This window comes from Herbaspirillum sp. NPDC101397, assembly GCF_044767325.1.
In the GTDB taxonomy this organism is placed as follows: Bacteria; Pseudomonadota; Gammaproteobacteria; order Burkholderiales; family Burkholderiaceae_D; genus Herbaspirillum.
Map to the genome: position 1 here is coordinate 65,410 of NZ_JBIWNS010000009.1, position 22,547 is coordinate 87,956.

General features: G+C 60.6%; 18 protein-coding genes. 11 read left to right on the top strand and 7 right to left on the bottom strand.

The annotated features are described in order from the left end of the window. Nucleotides 1-22 precede the first annotated feature (22 nt). The 5 genes from paaD to paaY all read right to left on the bottom strand — a co-directional run bounded on the left by paaD (nt 23) and on the right by paaY (nt 3,406). Entirely contained in the window at nt 23-562 is a 540-nt protein-coding gene (paaD, locus tag ACIROW_RS20700; protein WP_402278429.1) for a 1,2-phenylacetyl-CoA epoxidase subunit PaaD, read from the bottom strand. Then, on the bottom strand, nt 559-1,311 hold the full coding sequence (gene paaC / locus ACIROW_RS20705) for a 1,2-phenylacetyl-CoA epoxidase subunit PaaC (protein ID WP_402278431.1): 753 nt from the start codon (nt 1,309-1,311) through the stop codon (nt 559-561). Before paaC ends, paaD begins: the two co-directional genes overlap by 4 nt. A gap of 22 nt (nt 1,312-1,333) precedes the next feature. Continuing rightward, nucleotides 1,334-1,618, bottom strand: a complete 285-nt coding sequence (gene paaB / locus ACIROW_RS20710; RefSeq protein ID WP_016836359.1) for a 1,2-phenylacetyl-CoA epoxidase subunit PaaB — start codon at nt 1,616-1,618, stop codon at nt 1,334-1,336. Between the two features lie 89 nt (nt 1,619-1,707). Beyond that, nucleotides 1,708-2,697 carry a 1,2-phenylacetyl-CoA epoxidase subunit PaaA gene (paaA, locus tag ACIROW_RS20715; RefSeq protein ID WP_402278433.1) on the bottom strand — a complete coding sequence of 330 codons (990 nt, stop codon included), beginning with the start codon at nt 2,695-2,697 and terminating at the stop codon, nt 1,708-1,710. Between the two features lie 106 nt (nt 2,698-2,803). After that, on the bottom strand, nt 2,804-3,406 hold the full coding sequence (gene paaY / locus ACIROW_RS20720) for a phenylacetic acid degradation protein PaaY (RefSeq protein ID WP_402278434.1): 603 nt from the start codon (nt 3,404-3,406) through the stop codon (nt 2,804-2,806). 401 nt (nt 3,407-3,807) lie between these two features. Here paaY and ACIROW_RS20725 point away from each other — a divergent pair, with 401 nt between their 5' ends. The 7 genes from ACIROW_RS20725 (at nt 3,808) to ACIROW_RS20755 (ending at nt 13,389) form a co-directional block, all read left to right on the top strand. Beyond that, nucleotides 3,808-4,422 (top strand): TetR/AcrR family transcriptional regulator, encoded by a 615-nt coding sequence (locus tag ACIROW_RS20725; protein WP_402278436.1) that lies wholly within the window; start codon nt 3,808-3,810, stop codon nt 4,420-4,422. Nucleotides 4,423-4,639: 217 nt separating this feature from the next. Beyond that, nucleotides 4,640-5,752: an ABC transporter substrate-binding protein gene (locus ACIROW_RS20730; protein ID WP_402278774.1), complete on the top strand. Its 1,113-nt coding sequence runs from the start codon at nt 4,640-4,642 to the stop codon at nt 5,750-5,752. 152 nt (nt 5,753-5,904) lie between these two features. Further along, the gene (gene paaZ / locus ACIROW_RS20735) at nt 5,905-7,959 is read left to right on the top strand and encodes a phenylacetic acid degradation bifunctional protein PaaZ (protein ID WP_402278438.1); all 2,055 of its coding nucleotides are present in this window, start codon (nt 5,905-5,907) and stop codon (nt 7,957-7,959) included. Nucleotides 7,960-8,136: 177 nt separating this feature from the next. Further along, complete coding sequence (locus ACIROW_RS20740) at nt 8,137-9,189, top strand: branched-chain amino acid ABC transporter permease (RefSeq protein ID WP_402278440.1); 1,053 nt, start codon at nt 8,137-8,139, stop codon at nt 9,187-9,189. Nucleotides 9,190-9,199: 10 nt separating this feature from the next. Continuing rightward, a complete protein-coding gene (locus ACIROW_RS20745; protein WP_402278442.1) occupies nt 9,200-10,990 on the top strand; it encodes an ATP-binding cassette domain-containing protein in 1,791 nt (596 codons plus the stop codon). Next, complete coding sequence (locus tag ACIROW_RS20750) at nt 10,990-11,748, top strand: ABC transporter ATP-binding protein (RefSeq protein ID WP_402278444.1); 759 nt, start codon at nt 10,990-10,992, stop codon at nt 11,746-11,748. The genes ACIROW_RS20745 and ACIROW_RS20750 overlap by 1 nt, the downstream gene beginning before the upstream one ends. 57 nt (nt 11,749-11,805) lie before the next feature. Further along, the gene (locus tag ACIROW_RS20755; protein ID WP_402278446.1) at nt 11,806-13,389 is read left to right on the top strand and encodes a methyl-accepting chemotaxis protein; all 1,584 of its coding nucleotides are present in this window, start codon (nt 11,806-11,808) and stop codon (nt 13,387-13,389) included. A gap of 16 nt (nt 13,390-13,405) precedes the next feature. Here ACIROW_RS20755 and ACIROW_RS20760 read toward each other — a convergent pair whose 3' ends face one another. Further along, nucleotides 13,406-13,873, bottom strand: a complete 468-nt coding sequence (locus ACIROW_RS20760) for an Lrp/AsnC family transcriptional regulator (RefSeq protein ID WP_402278448.1) — start codon at nt 13,871-13,873, stop codon at nt 13,406-13,408. Between the two features lie 164 nt (nt 13,874-14,037). Here ACIROW_RS20760 and ACIROW_RS20765 point away from each other — a divergent pair, with 164 nt between their 5' ends. The 3 genes from ACIROW_RS20765 to ACIROW_RS20775 all read left to right on the top strand — a co-directional run bounded on the left by ACIROW_RS20765 (nt 14,038) and on the right by ACIROW_RS20775 (nt 19,512). Then, nucleotides 14,038-17,670: an indolepyruvate ferredoxin oxidoreductase family protein gene (locus ACIROW_RS20765; protein ID WP_402278450.1), complete on the top strand. Its 3,633-nt coding sequence runs from the start codon at nt 14,038-14,040 to the stop codon at nt 17,668-17,670. Nucleotides 17,671-17,908: 238 nt separating this feature from the next. Continuing rightward, on the top strand, nt 17,909-18,997 hold the full coding sequence (locus tag ACIROW_RS20770) for a DUF262 domain-containing protein (protein WP_402278452.1): 1,089 nt from the start codon (nt 17,909-17,911) through the stop codon (nt 18,995-18,997). An 11-nt stretch (nt 18,998-19,008) separates the two neighbouring features. Then, entirely contained in the window at nt 19,009-19,512 is a 504-nt protein-coding gene (locus ACIROW_RS20775) for a HEPN domain-containing protein (protein ID WP_402278454.1), read from the top strand. Between the two features lie 111 nt (nt 19,513-19,623). Here ACIROW_RS20775 and ACIROW_RS20780 read toward each other — a convergent pair whose 3' ends face one another. Then, nucleotides 19,624-20,736, bottom strand: a complete 1,113-nt coding sequence (locus ACIROW_RS20780) for a hypothetical protein (RefSeq protein ID WP_402278456.1) — start codon at nt 20,734-20,736, stop codon at nt 19,624-19,626. 599 nt (nt 20,737-21,335) lie between these two features. Between ACIROW_RS20780 and ACIROW_RS20785 the strand changes: the two genes are divergently transcribed. Beyond that, a complete protein-coding gene (locus ACIROW_RS20785; RefSeq protein WP_402278458.1) occupies nt 21,336-22,532 on the top strand; it encodes an HD-GYP domain-containing protein in 1,197 nt (398 codons plus the stop codon). The last annotated feature ends 15 nt before the right edge of the window (nt 22,533-22,547 follow it).

Below are 22,547 nucleotides of genomic sequence, written 5' to 3' on the forward strand. Positions count from 1 at the left end.
GCCTATTGAGATATCAACGGACTCAATGGGCTTTGAAATAGTCGAACGGCTCCAGGCAATCCTTGCACTGGTACAGGGATTTGCAGGAGGTTGAACCGAACTGGCTGACGACCACGGTATGCATCGAGCCGCAATGCGGGCAGGCCACCTTGGGCGCCTGCAAGCGCTTGCGGCTGATGCCGCTGATGTCGATCACCTGCTGCGCCGGCGGCGCGATGCCGTAGCCCTTGAGCTGGCTCTTGCCGTGCTCGCTCATCCAGTCGGTGCTCCAGGCCGGCGACAGCCGGGTCTGGATGTCGACGCCGGCAATGCCATGCTGCGCCAGCACTGTGACGATCTCCTGGGAAATCACCTGCATGGCGGGGCAGCCGGAATAGGTCGGCGTGATCACGATGGTGCATTGCACTTCCTGCTCGTCGCCCGTGCTGACTTGCACGTCACGCACGATGCCCAGGTCCACCACCGAAATCACCGGGATTTCAGGGTCGGGGACCAGGTGCAGCCAACTCCAGATTTGTTCCTGGAGTTGCTCGGTCGACAGGCTGGAAGCGCTCGCGATCACCAGGTGGCTCCCGGATAGGCGCGCTGCAGGAACTGCATTTCCGCCAGCAGGTAGCCGAGGTGTTCGGTGTGCTTGCCTTGCTTGCCGCCGCTTTGCATCCAGGCGTCGGCCGGCGGCGTCTGCAGGGTGGCTTCGGTCAGGATTTCCTGTACATGCTGCAGCCATTGTGCGCGGATCGCGTCCGGCGCGGGCGCCACACCTTCCTGTTGCATGGCCAGGTCGGCGGCGTCGCTGCTGAACAGTTCGCCGGTGTACGGCCACAGGTAATCGACAGCCTGCTGCACCATGCGATGGCTCAGTTCGGTGCCGTCGCCGAGGCGCACGATCAGGTCGCCGCTGCGGCGTACGTGATAGGTCACTTCCTTGATCGACTTTTGCGCGATCTCGGCGATGCGAGGATCGGTCGAGGTCGTCAGCGCTTCCAGCAGGAAGTAATGCGCCGCGTCGAAGAAGAACTGGCGCACCAGCGTATCCGCGTAGTTGCCGTTGGGCTGTTCGACCAGCAGCACGCTGCTGAACTGATGGGCATCGCGCAGGAAGGCAAGCTGGTCTTCGCTGCGGCCGTCGCCTTCGAGTTCGCCGGCGTAGGACAGCCACATGCGCGCCTGGCCGATCAGGTCCAGGGCGACGTTGGTCAAGGCCATATCCTCTTCCAGGGCAGGGCCCTTGCCGCACCACTCAGACAGGCGCTGGCTGAGGATCAGCGCGTTGTCGCCGAGGCGGCGTACATAAGTTGCTTTATCTGACATGCCGGTTTCCTGAACGCAAGGGTTAGAGGTTCTTCACTTCTTCCGGCATCGGGAAGAAGGTCGGGTGGCGATACACCTTGTTGTTGGCCGGCTCGAACAGCGCGACCTTGTCGCCCGGGCTGCTGGAGACGATATCCGCGGCGCGCACCACCCAGATGCCGACGCCTTCGTTGCGGCGGGTGTAGACGTCGCGCGCATTGTTGATCGCCATCTCGGCGTCAGGCGCGTGCAGGCTGCCGACGTGCTTATGCGCCAGGCCGTGCTGACTGCGGATGAAAACTTCCCATAGCGGCCATTCTTTACTCATCATCTCTTCCTTTGGACTGGACCGGCCGCACTGCAGGCAGGCGGGCGGTCGTGGCTGTGTTGTATTGGATTGCGTATTTATGTGGCTACTTATGCGGCAGCTTGCGCCGTCTGTTTCTTGTCGGCGTGGGCGACCAGTGCGTCGCGGAACCATGCGCCGTCGTCGTAGGCCTTCTTGCGCGTCTGCAGGCGCTCGCGATTGCAAGGGCCGTTGCCGCGCAGGACGTTGTGGAATTCTTCCCAGTCGATCGCGCCGAAATCGTAGCGGCCGGTTTCCTCGTTCCACTTGAGATCAGGATCGGGCACGGTCAGGCCGAGGTATTCGGCTTGCGGCACGGTCTGGTCGACCATGCGCTGGCGCAGCTCGTCGTTGGAGAACAGCTTGATGCGCCATTGTGCCGACTGCGCGCTGTTGACCGAGGCGGCGTCGGACGGGCCGAACATCATCAGCGACGGCCACCACCAGCGGTTAAGCGCATCCTGCGCCATCTGTTTCTGTTCCGGCGTGCCCTTGCACAGCGACATCATGATGTCGTAGCCCTGGCGCGCATGGAAGGATTCTTCCTTGCAGACGCGTACCATGGCGCGCGCATACGGACCGTAAGAGCAGCGGCACAGCGGGATCTGGTTGATGATCGCGGAGCCGTCCACCAGCCAGCCGATGGCGCCCATGTCGGCCCACGACAGCGTCGGGTAATTGAAGATGCTGGAATACTTGGCCTTGCCCGAATGCAGGTCGGCCAGCAACTGGTCGCGCGATACGCCCAGGGTCTCGGCGGCGCTGTACAGGTACAGGCCGTGACCGGCTTCATCCTGGATCTTGGCCAGCAGCACGGCCTTGCGTTCCAGCGTCGGTGCGCGCGTGACCCAGTTCGCCTCCGGCAACTGGCCGACGATTTCCGAGTGCGCGTGCTGCGACACTTGGCGGATCAGCGTCTTGCGATAGGCGTCCGGCATCCAATCCTTCGGCTCGATCTTGACGCCCTCGTCGATGCGCGCCTGGAACGCGCGTTCTTCCGCGCTCATCTCGTCAAGCGAGCGCACGTTCTTGAGGCCGGTTTCTACCAGTTGTGCATACATGATGTTCATCTCCACTGAGGTGATAGTGCCGCGCTGATCAATGACCTGAACAGTGATTCACTGCGGCGCGACGGCGTGTTTCTAAATAAGCTAAATGGGTAACGCTTCAGTTCTTCTTTGCCGCGATCAGGGGCTCCACCGCGGGCGCTTTCAATTTTGGCCGATCGGCTTCGATCTCTTGCAGCGGCTGGACTTCCTTCATGCTGGCCAGGCAGCGCTTGGTCAGGTTCTGATAGGTATGCGTGCCTTCTCGCTTCCAGGCGATTTCCTGCTCAGTCAGTTCGCGCAGGATCTTGGCCGGGACGCCGGCGGCCAGCGAGCGCGGCGGCACTTTCATGCCGGCGCGGATGAAGGCGCTGGCGGCGACGATGGCTTCTTCACCGACTTCGGCGTCGTCCATCACCACGGCATTCATGCCGACCAGCGCGTCGCGGCGCACGATGCAGCTGTGCAATACGGCGCCGTGGCCGATGTGGCCGTTTTCTTCGATCACCGTGTCATGCGCGGGGAAGCCGTGCACCACGCAGGTGTCCTGCACGTTGGAGCCGCGATGCATGACGATGCGGCCGAAATCGCCGCGCAGGCAGGCGGCCGGTCCTATATAGCAATCCGGTCCGACGATCACGTCGCCGATCAACACGGCGGTCGGATGAACGTAGGCGCTGGGATCCACCACCGGGATCACGCCTTCTATCGAATAACACGGCATTGCTCGTCTCCTTGATGACCTGCTTGTCCAGATGTTCCGGCTCTGTTTTTGGTGGGGCGGGGCAATGTAAAAAACATTTGCCTGGCATCCGATTTTGGTTAATAATAAATTCAACCGACCGGTCGGTCAATAATGTTTTGAACTATTTTCGCTATTTGTGTTGCGTTCGCGGCGTGCAGGAGTGCGCGCCAAAGCCGCGCCCAGAGCGGAAGAGCGAGCCATTGTAAAAACGGTCGGGAGATGGTTTGACGTTCTTTCAGCATGTCGCGACATGCCGGAATGCCAGCACGAACTTGCGCAGCGACGAGTGAATGCAAGCCGGTGAGAGCGACAGGTGAAGCTGAATTGGGTCGGATTTACGGCACAATCACGGCTTCTTGGAATTTGTTGAAAGGAAGAAAATGCCACGCAAGCGTGCAGCAGGATTTGATAACCAGCGCGACCTGATCATCGAGCAAGCGGCAACCTTGTTCGCGCGCAATGGTTTTCCCGGCACGTCGATGAATGAAGTGGCGGAGGCATGCGGCCTGTCGAAGGCATCGCTGTATCACTACATGTCGGACAAATATCAGTTGCTGATGTTTATTTGCGAAGGCCATATCGAGCGCCTGTGCGCTCTGGTCGATGAAGTGGCGCAGCAGGATCTGGCGCCGGAACCGCGCCTGCGCCTGATGGTGCAGCGATTTGTCGAGGAATACGCCGATGCCCAGAACGAGCATCGGGTGCTGACCGAAGATGTGCGCTTCCTGAAAGAGGAAGACCAGCAGCGCATCTTCGCCGGCGAGCGTAAGGTGGTTGGCGCCATGGCGCAGGCGATGATCGGTGTACGGCCCGAGCTGGACGCCAGCAAGATGGCCAAGCCGTTGACGATGCTGCTGTTCGGCATGATCAACTGGATGTTCATGTGGTTGAAGCCGGATGGCGAACTGACGCATGAGCGCATGGCGATGGTGGTGTCGGACCTGCTGTTCGGCGGCATCGGCGCAGTGCGACTGGACGATATCGGCCAGTCCTGAGACGGAAAAGAATACGGCAGGAATGAGCAAGGCTCCAGATTGAGAGTCGATCATTTCTGCGCAAGAGACGGGGAGGGGACGGTGCAAACCGCTTCCATCCGGGCAGGACGCTGCAGGCAAACGATGCAGCAAGAAGTGACCAGAAAATCAACCAAGGAGACTGCAAGTGAAATTCGTCCAAAAACTCAACGCCCTGACCACGTCGGTTGCATTGGCAATGCTGGCTTTTGCCGGCGCAGCGCACGCCGACATCAACGTCGGTGTGACCCTCTCGACCACCGGCCCGGCTGCATCGCTCGGCATCCCGGAAAAAAACACCATCGCCCTGCTGCCGACCACCATCGCCGGCCAAAAAGTGAATTACATTGTCCTGGACGACGCCTCCGACACCACCCAGGCAGTCAAGAACACCCGTCGTTTCATCTCCGAAAACAACGTCGACCTGATCATCGGTTCGACCGTGTCGCCGAACTCGCTGTCGATGATTGAAGTGGTCGCCGAAGCGCAGACGCCGATGATTTCGCTGGCCGCCTCGGCGCGCATCGTCGAACCGATGGACGCGAAAAAGAAATGGGTCTTCAAGACGCCGCAAAACGACATCATGATGTCGCTGGCGATCGTGCAGGACATGGTTGCGCGCGGCATCAAGCGCGTCGGTTTCGTCGGCTTCGCGGATGCCTATGGCGAAGGCTGGTATAGCGAATTCAGCAAGGCCGCCGCCTTGAAGAAGGTCGAAGTCGTGGCCAACGAACGTTTTGCACGCAACGATACCTCGGCCACCGCGCAAGCCTTGAAGCTGATGTCGGCCAAGCCTGATGCGATCCTGATCGCCGGCTCCGGCACCCCGGCCGTCGTGCCGCAGCGCGCCCTGGCCGAACGCGGCTACAAGGGCCTGATCTACCAGACCCACGGCGTCGCCAATTCCGACTTCCTGCGCGTAGGCGGCAAGCTGCTGGACAACACCTTGCTGCCGGCCGGCCCCGTGCTGGTGGCGGCGCAACTGCCGGCCGACAATCCGATCCGCAAGGTAGCCCTGGCCTACACCGTCAAGTATGAAGCGGTGCACGGCAAGGATAGCGTCTCGCTGTTCGGCGGCTATGCCTGGGACGCCGGCCTGCTGCTGCAAGCCGCCGCGCCGGAAGCGCTGAAGAAGGGCAAGCCCGGGACGCCTGAATTCCGCGCCGCACTGCGTGACGCGCTGGAAGCCTCCAAGAATGTCAACGGCGTGCACGGCGTCTACAACATGTCGGCCACCGACCACCTCGGCCTGGATCAACGCGCTTCGGTGATGGTGAAGATCGTCAACGGCGCATGGAAGTACCAACCGTAAGCGCAACATCGTTACCGGCAATGCGATGACGTAGAAACGGGCAGGGCGGCTGAGGGATGGCTTCCGAGGGGAGGCTTACCTCAGCGCCTTGCCGTTTTAGCGTCCCAACGTCGTCGCTGCCTCAGTTTTTCGAGCACAAATCGGACACAACAATGACAGCACAATCCACACTCTTGCAAAGCTACATCGGCGGCCGCTGGATCGGTTCCACCGCCGCGACGCCGCTCAACAGCGCCGTCAACGGCCGTCTCATCGCCTCCACGCATGCCGAGAGCATCGACTTCGATGAAGCCGTGACCTATGCGCGCAAGCAGGGATTGCCGGCATTGCTGAAGCTCGATTTCCAGCAGCGCGCGGGCATCCTGCGCGCGCTCGCCAAATACCTCAACGAACACAAGGAACAGCTCTACGCCGTCTCCGCGCATACCGGCGCCACGCGCGCCGACAGCTGGATCGACATCGAAGGCGGTTCCGGCACCCTGTTCGCCTACGCCAGCGTGGGCGGCAACGAATTCCCATCGGGTAACCTGGTGCATGAAGGTCCGGCCATCCCGCTGGGCAAGCAGGGCAAGTTCGCCGGCACGCATATTCTGGTGCCGCGCGGCGGCGTCGCCGTGCACATCAACGCCTTCAATTTCCCGGTCTGGGGCATGCTTGAGAAATTCGCGCCGACCTTCCTCGCCGGCATGCCATGCCTGATCAAGCCGGCCACCGCCACCAGCTACCTGACCGAAGCCGCAGTACGCCTGATCAACGCCTCCGGCCTGCTGCCGGCCGGCAGCCTGCAACTGATCATCGGCGGCACCGGCGATCTGCTGGACCGCATGCTGGGCCAGGACGTGGTGACCTTCACCGGCTCGGCCGACACCGCCGCCAAGCTGCGCGTGCATCCGAACCTGATCCGCCATTCCGTTCCTTTCAACGCCGAAGCCGATTCGCTCAACTGCGCCATCCTCGGCCCGGACGTCTCGCCGGACGACGAAGAGTTCGATCTGTTCGTCAAGGAAGTCGCGCGCGAAATGACCACCAAGGCGGGCCAGAAGTGCACCGCGATCCGTCGCGCCATCGTGCCGCGCCAACACATCGACGCCGTCGCCGAACGCCTGCGCGCGCGCCTGGCCAAGACCGTGGTGGGCGACCCGTCGCTGGAACAGGTGCGCATGGGGCCGCTGGCTTCCAAGGCGCAACAGCATGACGTCGCCGAACGCCTGGCGCTGCTCAAGGCCGGCAATGAACAGATCTTCGGCGCCGGCGACGGCTTCAACCCGGTCGGTGATGCGGTTGGTGACGGCGCCTTCTTCGCGCCGACGCTGCTGCTGTGCCGTGACGGCGTCGCCAATCCGGCGGTGCATGATATTGAAGCTTTCGGCCCGGTCAGCACGCTGATCGCCTATGACGATTTCGACGGCGCGCTGGACCTGGCCGCACGCGGCCGCGGCAGCCTGGTCGGCAGCCTCGTGACGCACGACCCCAAGGTCGCCGCCAAGGCCATTCCGATCGCCGCCGCATGGCATGGACGTTTGCTGATCCTTGACCGCGAAGCGGCAGTGGAATCCACCGGTCACGGCTCGCCCTTGCCGCAACTCAAGCACGGCGGCCCCGGCCGCGCCGGCGGCGGTGAAGAGCTGGGCGGAGCACGCGCCGTCAAGCACTACCTGCAACGCGCGGCGGTGCAAGGTTCGCCGACCATGCTGGCCGCCGTCACCGGCGAACACGTGCGCGGCGCTGCCGTGCGCGAGTCCGACATCCATCCGTTCCGCCATCACTTCGAAGACCTGCAGATCGGCGACTCGCTGCTGACCCATCGCCGCACCGTCAGCGAAGCCGACATCGTCAATTTCGGCGGCCTGTCGGGCGACTACTTCTACATGCACTTCGACGAGATCGCCGCCAAGGAGTCGCCGTTCGGCAAGCGCATCGCGCACGGCTACTTCGTGCTGTCGGCCGCCGCCGGTCTGTTCGTCTCGCCCGCGCCGGGTCCGGTGCTGGCCAACTACGGCCTGGACACGCTGCGCTTCGTCAAGCCGGTCGGCATCGGCGACACCATCCGCGCACGCCTGACCTGCAAGCGCAAGATCGACCGCAACAAGAAAGACGTCAACGGCGTCGGCCAGGGCGTGGTCGCATGGGACGTCGAAGTGACCAACCAGGACGGTGAACTGGTGGCTTCGTACGACATCCTGACGCTGGTCGCCAAGAAGAACTAATCACGGTAATACCCCGCAACACCCAATAACAAAAAGCCTGCGGCAGCGCTCCTGAATTTCCGGAGTGCGCACGCAGGGCAGAAGGCGACAACCGGCATCGACCGGCATCGCCTTCGACAACACTATTTCAATCTGCACGGCGCGCGCCTGCCGCCATGCAACCAAGGGAGGATGGACGTGGACGCAAGTATCTTTGCGGTCCTGGTGCAAGACGGCATTACGACGGGCGCAATTTACGCCTTGCTGTCGCTGGCATTGGTACTGGTTTTTTCGGTGACGCGAGTCATCTTGTTGCCGCAAGGCGAATTCGTCGCCTTCGGCGCACTGACCCTGGCGGCCATCCAGGGCGGCCATGCGCCGCAATCCGCGCTGCTGATGGTGGCGCTGGGCGTGGCAACCATGCTGTGCGAGCTGGCCAGCAACCTGCGCCGCGCCGATCGCCGCGGCAAGCTGCTCGGTCGGCTGCCGCTGCTGGCGGGCAAATACCTGCTGTTCCCGATCGCCATCTACGCCGTCACGCTCTACGTCCCGCTCAAGGATTTGCCGATGCTGGCGCAGATCGCGCTGGCGCTGGCCATCGTCGTGCCCATGGGCCCGATGGTGTATCGCCTGGCCTATCAGCCGCTGGCGCATGCCAGCATCCTGGTGCTGCTGATCGTCTCGCTCGGCGTGCATCTGGCGATGGTCGGCCTGGGCTTGCTGATGTTCGGTCCGGAAGGCTCCAACACCTTGCCCTTCACCGATGCGCAATTCACCATCGGCGAGATGACGATCTCGGGCCAGAGCCTGATCGTGATCGGCACCGTGATCGCGCTGATCGTCGGCATCTATTTCTACTTTGAACGCACATTGTCGGGCAAAGCTCTACGTGCGACCGCCGTCAACCGCCTCGGCGCACGCCTGGTCGGCATCGGCACCAACCAGGCCGGCAAGCTGTCGTTCACGCTGAGCGCCGGCATCGGCGCGCTGTGCGGCATCCTGATCGCGCCGTTCACGATCATCAATTACGAATCGGGCTTCCTGATCGCGCTCAAGGGTTTTGTCGGCGCCATCTTCGGCGGCCTGGCCAGCTATCCGATCGCTGCTATCGGCGCGGTCGGCGTCGGCCTGATCGAGAGCTTCTCCTCGTTCTGGGCCAGCTCGTTCAAGGACCTCATCGTCTTCACGGTGATCATCCCCGTCTTGCTGTGGCGCTCGCTCACCAGCAACCACGTCGATGAAGAAGCCTGAGGTGGAACACATGAAAAACAAACTCGTTCTCTCGACCATTGCGCCTGTCGTCGTCCTGTTGGTAGTGCTGGCTTTGCCGTTCCTGTCGGTGCCGCCGTTCTGGATCACGCTGTTATCTTATGTCGGCCTGTACAGCATCGTCGCGCTCGGCCTCGTGATGCTGACCGGCGTCGCCGGCCTGACCTCGTTCGGCCAGGCTGCATTCGTCGGCATCGGCGCGTACACCACCGCTTACGTGACCACCCAATTCGGCCTGTCGCCGTGGATCGGCCTGCTGGCCGGGCTGCTCATCACGGGCGTCTCGGCGCTGCTGATCGGCGCGGTCACGATGCGCATCTCGGGCCACTTCCTGCCGCTGTCGACCATCGCCTGGGGACTGTCGCTGTACTTCCTGTTCGGCAATCTGGAAAGCCTGGGCAAGTACGACGGCATCGGCGGCATCCCGTCGATTCCGCTGTTCAACTTCGAGTTCAGCAGCGGCAAGTCGATGTACGTGCTGATCTGGGTAGTGGTGATCCTGGCGCTGGTGTCGGTCAAGAACTTCCTCAACTCGCGCACCGGCCGCGCCGTGCGCGCGCTCAAGTTCGGCTACGTCATGCCGGAAGCGATGGGCGTCAACACGGTCTGGCTCAAGATCGTCATCTTCGCCTACGCCGCCATGCTGGCCGGCGTGTCCGGCTGGCTGTACGCGCATTTGCAGCACGCGGTCAATCCGACCCCGTTCGGCCTCAAGTACGGCATCGACTACCTGCTCATGGTGGTAGTGGGCGGCGCCGGCTACGTCTGGGGCGCGCTGCTCGGCGCCGGCCTGATCACCTTGCTCGGCAACTTCCTGCAAGAGTGGCTGCCGGCCGTGCTCGGCACCGGCGGCAACTTCGAGGCCATCGTCTTCGGTATTGCACTGGTGCTGTTCCTGCAATACGCCAATGAAGGCCTGTGGCCGTTCATCCAGGCGCGCTTCCCGGGCCGGCCGTCGGCCAGGGCGCCGGACGATGCGCCTGCGCTGGCGCACAAGGACAAGCCTGCCGCCGGCGACGTCATCCTCGACGTCAAGGCCGCGCGCAAGCAGTTCGGCGGCCTGGTGGCGGTCAACGACGTCAGCTTCTCGGTCAAGGCCGGCGAAGTGGTCGGCCTGATCGGCCCCAACGGCGCCGGCAAGTCGACAACCTTCAACCTGGTCACCGGCGTGCTGCCGATCACCAGCGGCGAAGTCAATTATCGCGGCCGCTCGATCGCGGGATTGTCGTCGCGCCAGATCGCCAGCCGCGGCATCGCGCGCACCTTCCAGCACGTGCGCCTGGTGCCAGGCATGAGCGTGCTCGAGAACGCCGCCATGGGCGCCTACCTGCGCGGCGACCGTGCAGCGCAAGGCGGCGCACTGGCCAGCATCCTGCGCCTGAACCGCAAGGAAGAGGACAAAATTTTGCTCGAAGCCAAACGCCAGCTGGAACGCGTCGGCCTCGGCGACATGCTGTACCGTCCCGCCGGCAGCCTGGCGCTGGGCCAGCAACGCATCCTCGAAATCGCCCGTGCGCTGTGCTGCGATCCGGCCTTGCTGCTGCTGGATGAACCGGCCGCCGGTTTGCGCTACAAGGAAAAAGAGGCGTTGTCCGAACTGCTCAGGAAGCTGCGCGCTGAAGGCATGGCCGTGCTGCTGGTCGAGCACGACATGGACTTCGTGATGCAATTGACCGATCACATCGTGGTCATGGAATTCGGCACCAAGATCGCCGAGGGAACCCCGGCGCAGATCCAGGTCCATCCTGCCGTGCTGGAAGCCTATCTCGGAGGAGTTGAATAATGAGCGCGATAATCAACAACGGCGAAGTGCTGCTCGACGTCAGCAACCTCGACGCGCGCTACGGCAAGGTGGAAGCGTTGCACGGCGCCAGGCTGCAAGTGCGCGCCGGCCAGATCGTCACCGTCATCGGCCCCAACGGCGCCGGCAAGTCGACCCTGCTCAACGCCATCATGGGCGCCTTGCCGACCAGCGGTTCGGCCAGCGGCAGCGTGAAGTACCTCGGCCAGGAGCTGAGCAGCATGGACGTCGAAGACCGCGTCGCGCGCGGCCTCTGCCTGGTGCCGGAAAAGCGCGAGCTGTTCGCCACCATGAGCGTCGAAGACAACCTGCAACTGGGCGCCTACAAGCGCAAGAAGAATGGCGAAGCCAACTACATGGACCAGCTCGACCCGGTCTACGCCTTGTTCCCGCGCCTGCTGGAACGGCGCAAGCAGGCGGCCGGCACCTTGTCCGGCGGCGAGCGCCAGATGCTGGCGGTCGGCCGTGCGCTGATGGCCAAGCCGCAAGTGCTGATGCTCGATGAACCGAGCCTGGGCCTGGCGCCGCTGATCACCAAGGAAATCTTTCACATCATCAGCGAGCTGCGCAAGACCGGCGTCGCCACGCTGCTGATCGAGCAGAATGCGCGCGCCGCATTGCAGGTCGCCGACTATGCCTACGTGCTGGAAATGGGTGAGCCGGTGATGGAAGGTCCGGCCTCGGAACTCGCTGCCAACAAACAGATCATCGAGAGCTATCTGGGTTTCGCGAAACATTAAAAACTTGGCAAAAAAACATAGCGGCGAAGATCGCAAAACAACAACGGAGTGGAGACAATGAACCTGCGTCGGTTTTCTATCGGTGTGCGGCTGGGCGGCGGCTTTGCGCTGCTGTTCGTGTTGCTGGTCGCGCTCGGCGCGGCGATCGCCATCCAGGCGGCGTCGCTGCAAAACGATTTGTCGCAGCAACTGACGCAAATCGCCGCCACCGTGCCGGCGGCGCAGAAGAGCGCCATCGCTGCGGCGCTGACCGATTCCGACGCCGCGCGTGGCGTGCTGCTGAAATTCGCCCTCGGCGCCGGCGTTGCGCTGATGCTGGCATGCGCCCTGATCGCCTGGCGCCTGAGCCGCAGCATCACGCGACCCTTGCAGGCGGCGGTGTCGGTCGCACGGCGCGTGGCCACCGGCGACCTGTCTTCCAAAGTGGTGGTGGAAGGGCGCGACGAAGTCAGCGACCTGCTGGGAGCGTTGCAGGCCATGAACCAGAGCCTGCTCAAGATCGTCGGTGAAGTGCGCTCCAGCACGCAGGTGATTTCGGACGCATCCGGCCAGATCGCCAGCGGCAACAGCGAATTGTCGGCGCGCACCGAAGCGCAGGCCAGCTCGCTGGAACAGACCGCTTCCTCGATGGAACAGCTGACCGCCACCGTCACCCAGAACGCCGACCATGCTGTGCGCGCCAACCAGATCGTCGAAGCGGCGTCCGGCTTCGCCGTCAAGGGCGGCCAGGTGGTGAGTCAGGTGCTCGACACCATGGGTTCGATCAACGAGAGCTCGCGCAAGATCGTCGAGATCATCAGCGTGATCGACGGCATCGCCTTCCAGACCAACATCCTCGCGCTCAACGCTTCGGTGGAAGCGGCGCGCGCCGGCGAACAGGGCAGGGGCTTCGCCGTGGTCGCTTCGGAAGTGCGCAATCTGGCGCAACGTTCGGCCGTCGCCGCCAAGGAAATCAAGACCCTGATCGACGACTCCGTGCAGAAGGTGCAGAGCGGCAACGCCCTGGCCGGCCAGGCCGGCGGCACCATGAAGGAAATCGTCGACTCGGTGCAGCACGTCGAGCGCATCATCTCCGAAATCACCCAGGCCGGCCGCGAGCAGAGCAGCGGCATCGGCGAGATCAACCAGGCCATCACACAGATGGACCGCATGACGCAGCAGAACGCCGCGATGGTCGAGCAAGCCGCCTCGTCGGCGGTCAAGATGCAGGAGCTTGCGACTTCGCTGGCGCAATCGGTCAGCGCCTTCCGCCTCGAGAACCATACGGAAGACGCGGTGGCGATGGTCAAGCGCGCGGTGCAGCACGTGAAGCAGCAGGGCAAGGACGCGGCGCTGGCCGACTTCAGCCGCCCGACGCCGGCATTCAAGCAGCGCGACCTCTACATCAACGTCATCGACCTCAACGGCAACACGCTCGCGCACGGCGAAAACGCCAAGCTGATCGGGCGTAACCTGATTGACCTGAAGGACGCCGACGGCAAGCTGTTCATCAAGCAATTCGTCGACACCGCCAAGGGCGCCGGCAAAGGCTGGATCGACTACCGCTGGCCGAATCCGGTCACCGCCGTGCTGGAAGAAAAGACCACCTACATCGAAGAGATCAACGGCCTGGTGATCGGCTGCGGGATTTACAAGGGTTAAAAAGTCTTGCGTTGCCTCAGATCGGCAGCGCAGTCTCGTATTTCACTTCACGCAGCGCCACGCTGGTGTTGACCTGCGAGACGCCGTTGAGCTTGACCAGCACGTTGTGCAGGAAGTCGTGATAGGCGTCCATGTCGGGCACGATGACCTTGACCATGTAGTCGGCGGTGCCGGTGGTTTCGTAGCATTCGATCACTTCGGGACGCATGCGCATGGTTTCCTCGAACTTCTCCACCACGCCCTCGGCATGGCGCAGCAGGGAGATGTGCGCCAGGCAGCACACCGACAATCCCAGCTTGCGCCGGTCGACCACGGCGGTGTAGCGCACGATGTAACCGTTGTCTTCCAATTCCTTCTGCCGGCGCCAGCACGGACTGGCCGACATGCCGACTTTCTCCGCCAGTTCATTGGAGGAAATCCGGGCGTTTTTCTGCAGCTCGGCGAGGATCTTTTGCGATGCGGGATCGAGAGGTGAGTTTTTCATTTTCGAGGTCGTATCTAGAAAAATAATTCCCATTCTATCGACTATCAAGGCATAAATAGAAATAATTTTTCCGGTTCGAAGTCATATCCTTTCTCGTATCAATACCCGTTTTTGACGGGTTTTCCGGCAGCCTTCCGCCCCCTATTGAGACGACAACGATAACGATGAACTCGGTGACAATTCCCCCCTTCCGATCGGCCGCTACGGCGCCGATTCAGCCTGCAACTCTGCCGCTGGATCAGTTTGAAACGCAGTTGGAAACCCCGCTTGAAACGACCGCATCGCTGGTTTCCGCGCTGGCAGATCCGGATTACGCACTCGAAGACAATCTCACCCGCAGCAGCGGCCGCGTCTTCCTGACCGGCACCCAGGCGCTGGTGCGCCTGCTGTGCATGCAGAAGGTTGCCGACGCCGCCAACGGCCTCAACACCGGCGGCTTCATCAGCGGCTATCGCGGTTCGCCTCTCGGTGCCGTGGATCAGGAACTGTGGCGCGCCTCCAAGTTGCTGAGCGCGCACAACGTCGAGTTCCTGCCGGCCATCAACGAAGAACTCGGCGCCACCGCCGTGCTCGGCTCGCAACAGGTCGAAGCCGACCCGACGCGCAAGGTGCAGGGCGTGTTCGCCATGTGGTACGGCAAGGGCCCCGGCGTCGACCGCTCCGGCGATGCGCTCAAACATGGCAATGCCTATGGTTCGTCGCCGCACGGCGGCGTGCTGGCGATCCTCGGCGACGACCACGGTTGCGTGTCGTCGTCGATGCCGCACCAGAGCGAACAGGCGCTGATCGCCTGGGGCATGCCGGTGGTCAATCCCGCCAATATCCAGGAATACATGGAGTTCGGCCTGTACGGCTGGGCGCTGTCGCGCTTCTCGGGCGCGTGGGTCGGCTTCAAGGCGATCTCGGAAACCGTGGAAGGCGGCGCCGTGGTCGAACTACCGCCGCTGCCGAGCTACACCGTGCCGACCGATTACACGCCGCCGGCCGACGGCCTGCACAACCGCTGGCCCGACTTGCCCGGCCTCGCGCTGGAGCAGCGCGTCGATGACAAGCTCAAGGCGGTGCAGGCATTCGCCGGCGTCAATTCCATCGACAAGCTGATCGTGCCGTCGCCGCACGCGCGCATCGGCATCATCAGCGCCGGCAAGGCCTACCTCGATTTGCTGGAAGCGCTGGAGCGCCTCGGTCTGTCTCAACAGCAGCTGGAAGACCTTGGCGTGCGCCTGTACAAACCGGGCCTGACCTATCCGCTGGAGCGCACGCGCCTGTCGGCCTTCGCCGCGGGCCTCGATGAAATCCTGGTGGTGGAGGAGAAGGGCGCCGTCATCGAGCAGCAACTCAAGAACCTGTTCTACAACCTGCCGCAAGAGCGCCGCCCCTCGGTGATCGGCAAGACCGACGCCCACGGCGAAACGCTGTTGTCGGCGCTGGGCGAGCTGCGTCCCTCGCGCATCGCGCCGGCGCTGGTGCGCTGGTTCGGACCACGCTTCCCGACGCTGAACCTGCAACGCTTCCTGCCCGATTTCTGCGCCGCCGACCTGTTGTCCAACGGCGCCGACAGCGTCAAGCGCACACCGTATTTCTGCTCCGGCTGCCCGCACAACACCTCCACCCGCGTGCCGGAAGGCAGCCGCGCCATGGCCGGCATCGGCTGCCATTTCATGGCGACCTGGATGAAGCGCGACACCAACTACCTCGCGCAGATGGGGGGCGAAGGCATCAACTGGGTCGGCTCCTCGCGCTTCGTCGACGAGAAGCACGTGTTCCAGAATCTGGGCGACGGCACCTATTACCATTCGGGCTCGCTGGCGATCCGCCAGGCCATTGCCGCGCGCACCAACATCACCTACAAGATCCTCTACAACGACGCCGTCGCCATGACCGGCGGCCAGCCGGTGGACGGCTCGCTGTCGGTGCCGCAGATCGTGCAGCAGGTCACGAGCGAAGGCGCGAAGAAAGTCGTGGTCGTCACCGATGCGCCCGAGAACTACGCGCTGATCAAGCTGCCGGCCGGCGTCACCGTGCATCACCGCAGCGAACTCGACGTCATCCAGCGCATGCTGCGCGACATCCCCGGCGTGACCGTGCTGGTCTACGACCAGACCTGCGCCGCCGAGAAGCGTCGCCGCCGCAAAAAGAACAAGCCCGGCCACATCGCCTTCCCCGACCCGGCGCGCCGCATGATGATCAACCCGGCGGTGTGCGAAGGTTGCGGCGACTGCGGCGTGCAATCCAACTGCCTGTCGATCCTGCCGCTGGAAACCGAACTCGGCCGCAAGCGCCAGATCGAGCAATCCTCCTGCAACAAGGATTACTCCTGCGTCGAAGGCTTTTGCCCGAGCTTCGTCTCGGTGCTGGGCGGCACGCTGAAGAAGCCGGAAAGCGTCAAGCTCACCCTGGCCGACCTGGAAGCCACGCTGGCCGCGTATCCGACACCGGCGCCGCATCGCTTCGCCAAGCCTTTTGAAATCCTCGTGGCCGGCGTCGGCGGCACCGGCGTCGTCACCGTCGGCGCGCTGATCACCATGGCCGCGCACCTGGAAGGCAAGGGCGCCTCCACGCTCGACTTCATGGGCTTCGCGCAGAAGGGCGGCGCGGTGCTGTCGCACGTGCGCATCGCCGCCTCGCCGGCGGCGCTCAACCAGGTCCGCATCGACCTGCAACAGGCCGACGCCGTCTTCGCCTGCGACCTGGTGGTCTCAGCCATGCCGGAAGGTCTGTCGGTCATGCGCCGCGGCCACACCAAGGTGATCGCCAACGACCGCGAAATCCCGACCGCCGATTTCACGCGCAACCCGGACTCCTCCATCAACAAGGAAGGCCTGCTGGAGAAACTGGCCGCCTCGGCCGGCGCCGACAACGTCGTGCAGATCGACGCGCAGGACACGGCGCTGCGTTTCCTCGGCGACCCCATCGGCGGCAACATCCTGCTGATGGGCTACGCCTGGCAACGCGGCCTGGTGCCGGTCGGTCTGCCGGCATTGATGCGCGCCATCGAGCTCAACGGCGTAGCCATCGACATGAACAAGCGCGCCTTCACCCTCGGCCGCCTGGCCGCCGCCGACGCAGCCGCGCTGGACAAGCTCGGCAAGCCGAAGCAGCAGGTGATCCAGTTCGCCGCACCGAAGACGCTGGCCGACACCGTCGCCTTCCGCATCGACTTCCTGACCAAGTACCAGAACCGCGCCTACGCCCGCCGCTACGAAGAAGCCGTGGCGGCAGTGGAACGCGCTGAAGCCCGCGTGGAAGACAACGCCTCCAGGCGCCCGATCAGCAAGATGGTCGCCCGCAACCTGTTCAAGCTGATGGCCTACAAGGACGAATACGAAGTCGCGCGCCTGCATGCCGACCCGGTATTCCGCGAACAGATCGCCGCGCAGTTCGACGGCGATTACAAGCTGGCCTTCCACCTGGCGCCGCCGATGCTGGCGCGCAAGAAGCCGGGATCGGACGTGCCGGCCAAGATGCGTTTCGGCGCATGGATGATGTCGGGGTTTGCCGTGCTGTCACGCTTCAAGTCGCTGCGCGGGACGCCGTTGGATGTGTTCGGTTATACCGAAGAGCGTCGGCGTGAGCGGGCATTGCGGGATCGGTATCTGGGGTTTGTGCTTGCGTTGGCGGAACAGCTGAATGCCGGCAACAAGGGAGCGGCGTTGAAGTTGGCGCAGTTGCCGGAGCAGGTGCGTGGGTACGGGCACGTCAAGCTGGCGGCGATGGATAAGGCGGATCGGGAGTGGGAGGTGTTGATGGGGGAGTTCTCGGGAGAATTGCGCAGGGATGAACGCGTGGCCGCTTGACGATTTGATAAACCGATGATGTAGAGCCAGAAAAGAAGTCGATGAAGCTTTATTGCATCATCGACTTTTTTGTTGAGAGGACGATGTGGAGTAGAGCAATACAATTATGATGTCCAGAGCGCTGGAAGTATCTCTTATAAGAAACGTTCAAGATCGAACGCCGGGGACTTGAAATGCTTCTTGTAAGATCTGGTAGGATTACCACCCATGTTCCATAACTAACTATAAAAGGACTAGCATGGCAGACGATATTGAACCAGAAGAAGCGGACCTCTTAGTAGACGAGGAAGTTGACGAAACAGGGGCCTTCGTAACATACGATATTGCGTCATATCCATCTGATTTGACCCTATGGGGCATTAAAGAAATGTGGGATGAAGGGGATATTTTGATCCCTGGATTTCAACGTAAATATGTGTGGAAGATAAGCCAAGCATCGTTACTTATTGAATCATTCCTGTTAGGGCTTCCTGTTCCACAAGTATTTTTCTACGTTGATGATGACAATAAAAGTCTCATTATCGATGGTCAGCAACGCATTCTCAGTATGATTTTTTTCTTCGAAGGATACTTCGGACATGAAAATACTCATGGACGTCGGCAGATATTTCGGCTGACGGGATTGGACGAGCGCAGTCCTTTTGCGAATAAACGGTATGAAGATTTGGAGGAGCCTGTCCAAAGAAAACTAAGAAATGCAGTGCTACGAGCAATAAATATTCGGCAGCTCAGCCCAAAAAGTGAACATACAAGTATTTATCATATTTTTGAGCGTCTCAATACCGGTGGAACGCCTCTAAAACCTCAAGAGATTCGCAATTGCGTCTTCCGAGGCTCGCTTGGTCAGTACCTTAGAGATTTGAATAAAGATCCTGCCTGGAGATTGATAATTGGGAAAAGAGACGAGGACAAACATCAGAAAGACGTTGAACTGATTTTGCGCTTGTACGCTTTATCGGGCTCTGGAAGTCTTAGTTATGAAAAGCCAATGAAGGAATATTTAAACGTTGCAATGGCTAATGACTTAGACGGGAAAGCAAAACATTCTGTTCGATTTATAAATCGTTTTTCTAAAGTGTGCAAAGTGATTGCAAAGGAATTGCGTCCTAAGCCCTTCCATTTAAGAGGTCCTTTAAATTCCTCAGTATTGGATTCCGTGTTCTGCACATTGCTCGACAACTTCAACGCCATTCCTGACGATCTCGCTCGGCGCTACGCTGCACTATCTAAAAATAAAGCTTTTCTTGAAGATACGTATTACGGCACTAGCGACGTAACGGTATTGCAGCGACGTTTTACTACGGCGAAGCAGTTTTTAATAGATTAGGGGCTTAAGCCATGAGCTACGCTGTCTATTTTAATTCTACTGATGTCACTATCAATCATTTAGCTGGTGTAATTGCGCAATGCCCTCCTTTGGTCGCAATGCAATACACAGGTTTTGCGGCGGTGAGTGCAGTAACGGTTTACGAATTGGCTATAAAAGAACTGTTTACAGAGTTCGGTAGAAAAAAACATAAAACTTTCGGCCATTTTGTAGACAAACATTTCAAACGGCTAAACGGTCGTATTGGATTAAAGGATTTGCGAGAAGAAAGTTTAGCTCGTTTTGGGGACAAGTATCTAAATCGCTTTGTTCGCCTTTTAGATATAGAGGAGAAGAATTTTCTTGCAAATCATCGCGCAAGTATTAAGTCGAACTACGGAAATTTGATCGTGTGGAGAAACAGCTTTGCACATGAAGGAAAAGTTCCAAACAATGCGACATTTCAAGAGGTTCAAAGATCTTACGAGAACGGGAAAAAAGTGATCGAATGTCTCGCAAAAACTTTAGTCCGATAAGATTCAGCAGGAAGCAGTTTCGAGTGTTGAATCGACAAAAAAGCTCCCATTCGGGGGCTTTTTTGTTTGGTGTCTTTCCCACAAGCCTGAGCCCGGAGAAAAGAGTTTTTATCACCCTCGCGCAACCCACGGAATAGCAATATTCGCCAACACGCAAGAGCTCAGCAACACCCAGAACATCACGCGATCCAGCGCATAAGAAAGTGCCTTGTCTTCCTTCTTGACCATGATGAAGTTCGACAGCAGCGCCAGGATTAGCGACAGCGCGATCGTGGCCAGGCCGAACGCCGCTACATAGTCGACCAGTCCGAACGAGCCCGACGGCGGCAGGATGGAGTTGGCCACGTAGGAGTTGGCCACGGCGCCGAAATAGGCTGCGGACGGCAGCGAGAAGCGCGGGCCGACGTCGGATGCCTTCACGTAGAAACTGCACAGCGCCAAGGCCAGAGCGGCGAACAGCGACAGGAAGATCTTGTTGTACACGCCGGCGCTTGAACGCGCGATGTTGATGCCGGCGATATATTGCGTAAATACTTTTTCACTCTTAGCATCGACGCGTGGATCGCCATAGGATGAACGGTAGGCGTGCGGTTTGACGACGTTGGACTTGCCGGTGATCTTGTAGCCGGAAATCTGTACCCGCGAGCTGACGTTGGAGCTTGCGTCAGCGACGTAACGCAACCGGGTGCTGTCGCGCGCGCCGTCTTCGAGATAGATGTTGAGCATGTGGTCTTCGAGCGGGACACGCATGGTGTCGAAGAACTTCAGGAACTTGGCGGTGACGCGCAGCCGCTGGTAATGCGTGCCGTCGTCGCCGTGGTATTCCTCCAGCACTTCTTTCTTGATGATGTTGCCGTCGACGACGACGAGCTTGCCGCCCGGGTCGAGGGCTTTGTCGCCGGTCCAGCGGAACCAGACGTAGAAGGTCCCGCTCCAGCTCGAATCCTTGATCGAGAACGTATCAATCCCATCTACATAGGTGCCCACCGAGACGGTAGGAACAGTGCTTGCGGCAGCGGCGAGTGCCGACGAGGAGTCGCCTTGTTCCTTGCCGAGGCTGGACATGCGCGCCTGATGATTGAGCTCCGCCGTCACGCGGTTGTTGCGCAGAACATTCACGCTGAGCAGTATGCAAATCAGATAGACCACCGCCACGGCGACGGCGATGCCAATGACGAATTTCTTCTTTTCCGGCGCCAGTTCGCGCCACGTTTTCAAATCCATTTCCCCGCCCCAAAAAAGTATGACTGATTCCGATCAGTCGTTCTGGCCAACCGCTCACTGGGTCAGTGTCGGTTTTTCGGCCGCTTGATTGACTACGCCTTCTGTTGAATTTGGAGCTTTCCATTCTCTTCGTTGCGGGGCGCGTTTGCGCGACTGCATCACCGAGTTACGCCGCGATGGAGGATCGGTGTTGACGAAAAAAATGGCTGCAGGGATTGCTGTCTGAACGCAATGGTGATCGTCGCGTCGCTGCGAATCGGCTCAACGTATTTATCAATACGCCCCCTGAGCAGTTTTGGATTCTTGTTGATCGCTGGCAGGAACAGTGGCTTGAATAATATCAAATAATTATTACAAAACAATTAACTGTGTCGGCGTTTGTAAGGCTTCTCCTTTGATCTCCTCCGATATGTCCAGAAGGTTGCCTGATAGGCATCGTTATTTTCCTCAAAGAATCATAGTTTCCCGACAGATATATTTTCGCGCCGCTCTTAGTATGTCGGTCAGCATGACGCCGCACAGAATTTCTGGACTTCAATCGACGCGCCGGCTTCAGGCGATCAGGCAAGGATTTGTGTACCGCTCGGGAAACAGGTGAGTTGGCTGCAGATCTTCCACGCGCTTCATTCAAGACAATCTTTCGACTGCTCATCATGAACTTGATACCGATTGGCGAAGTCTCTGCGCAGATAAATTGTGGCGCTCCATTGCCTTGGAATGTCCGGGACACGGAAGGCAAGTTGTTGCTGGCGCGCGGCTATCTGGTCGAGACCATGGAGATGCAGCACAATCTTTTGCGGCGCGGCGTGTTTGTGGATGCGGACGAGGTTCAGGCCCACCAGGATCAGCCGCCAATGCTGTTCGGCGCCAGCGAGCGGCCGACGGTGCCATTCGCCCAGCAGTGGGACGCGGTGGAAAGACGATTGACCGAACTGCTCGCGAATCATCGTGATGCGAAATTTCTGAGCGGCATCAGCGACGTGGAATCGATGATCAGCGTCGCCTCGGAGGAGCATACCGACCAGACCATCTATTCGGTCATCCGGCACGACCAGGAGCGCTTCGCTGCATACGGCATCACGCATTCGATCCATGTCGCCTGCGTTTGCAGCATCCTTGCCAAACGGCTGGGCTGGTCGAAGAAGAACAGGGAAACCGTCATCAACGCCGCGTTGACGATGAATCTTTCCATCATCGGCTTACAAGGCGAACTTGCACGCAGCGAGGGTGCGCCGACCAGGCAACAGCGGCAACTGATACACGTACACCCGGCCGAAAGCGTGCGCATGCTGCAGGATGCCGGTGTGACCGATGAGGACTGGTTGCAGGCCGTTGAACAACATCACGAAAGTCCAAACGGCGGCGGTTACCCCTACGGCACAAGACACAAGCTCAGCGAATCGTCGCAAATGATCCGGTTCGCCGATATCTTTACCGCCAAATATTCCGCACGCAAGAACAGGGCGGCGATGCCCTCTAGACAGGCTGCCCAGTCGGTGTATCTGGCCAGCGATGGACATCCCATTGCATCGGCGCTGCTCAAGGAATTCGGCATTTATCCGCCGGGTTGTTTTGTGCTGCTGAAAAGCGGCGAGACGGCGGTGACGATCCGCCGCGGCAATACGCCGACGGCGCCGTTGGTGGCTGTGGTGCGCGACAAGAACGGCATGCCGATCAAGGAGCCGCTGCTGCGCGAAACCGTATTGCCGCAATACGCCATTCTGCGCACGCTTCCCAATCAGTCCACGCAATACGACACGGCCATTGAAAGGTTGTTTACCTTGACGGCTGAGTAGGCGATTGAAGTTGAC

Excerpts from the sequence above, each read along its gene's own strand:
- ACIROW_RS20755 (WP_402278446.1), top strand. The coding sequence starts at position 11,806 with ATGAACCTGCGTCGGTTTTCTATCGGTGTGCGGCTGGGCGGCGGCTTT.
- ACIROW_RS20725 (WP_402278436.1), top strand. The coding sequence starts at position 3,808 with ATGCCACGCAAGCGTGCAGCAGGATTTGATAACCAGCGCGACCTGATC.
- ACIROW_RS20730 (WP_402278774.1), top strand. The coding sequence starts at position 4,640 with ATGCTGGCTTTTGCCGGCGCAGCGCACGCCGACATCAACGTCGGTGTG.
- ACIROW_RS20780 (WP_402278456.1), bottom strand. The coding sequence starts at position 20,736 with ATGGATTTGAAAACGTGGCGCGAACTGGCGCCGGAAAAGAAGAAATTC.
- paaC (WP_402278431.1), bottom strand. The coding sequence starts at position 1,311 with ATGTCAGATAAAGCAACTTATGTACGCCGCCTCGGCGACAACGCGCTG.
- ACIROW_RS20775 (WP_402278454.1), top strand. The coding sequence starts at position 19,009 with ATGAGCTACGCTGTCTATTTTAATTCTACTGATGTCACTATCAATCAT.
- ACIROW_RS20750 (WP_402278444.1), top strand. The coding sequence starts at position 10,990 with ATGAGCGCGATAATCAACAACGGCGAAGTGCTGCTCGACGTCAGCAAC.
- paaB (WP_016836359.1), bottom strand. The coding sequence starts at position 1,618 with ATGAGTAAAGAATGGCCGCTATGGGAAGTTTTCATCCGCAGTCAGCAC.
- paaA (WP_402278433.1), bottom strand. The coding sequence starts at position 2,697 with ATGTATGCACAACTGGTAGAAACCGGCCTCAAGAACGTGCGCTCGCTT.
- paaY (WP_402278434.1), bottom strand. The coding sequence starts at position 3,406 with ATGCCGTGTTATTCGATAGAAGGCGTGATCCCGGTGGTGGATCCCAGC.
- ACIROW_RS20765 (WP_402278450.1), top strand. The coding sequence starts at position 14,038 with ATGAACTCGGTGACAATTCCCCCCTTCCGATCGGCCGCTACGGCGCCG.
- ACIROW_RS20760 (WP_402278448.1), bottom strand. The coding sequence starts at position 13,873 with ATGAAAAACTCACCTCTCGATCCCGCATCGCAAAAGATCCTCGCCGAG.
- paaZ (WP_402278438.1), top strand. The coding sequence starts at position 5,905 with ATGACAGCACAATCCACACTCTTGCAAAGCTACATCGGCGGCCGCTGG.
- ACIROW_RS20770 (WP_402278452.1), top strand. The coding sequence starts at position 17,909 with ATGGCAGACGATATTGAACCAGAAGAAGCGGACCTCTTAGTAGACGAG.
- ACIROW_RS20745 (WP_402278442.1), top strand. The coding sequence starts at position 9,200 with ATGAAAAACAAACTCGTTCTCTCGACCATTGCGCCTGTCGTCGTCCTG.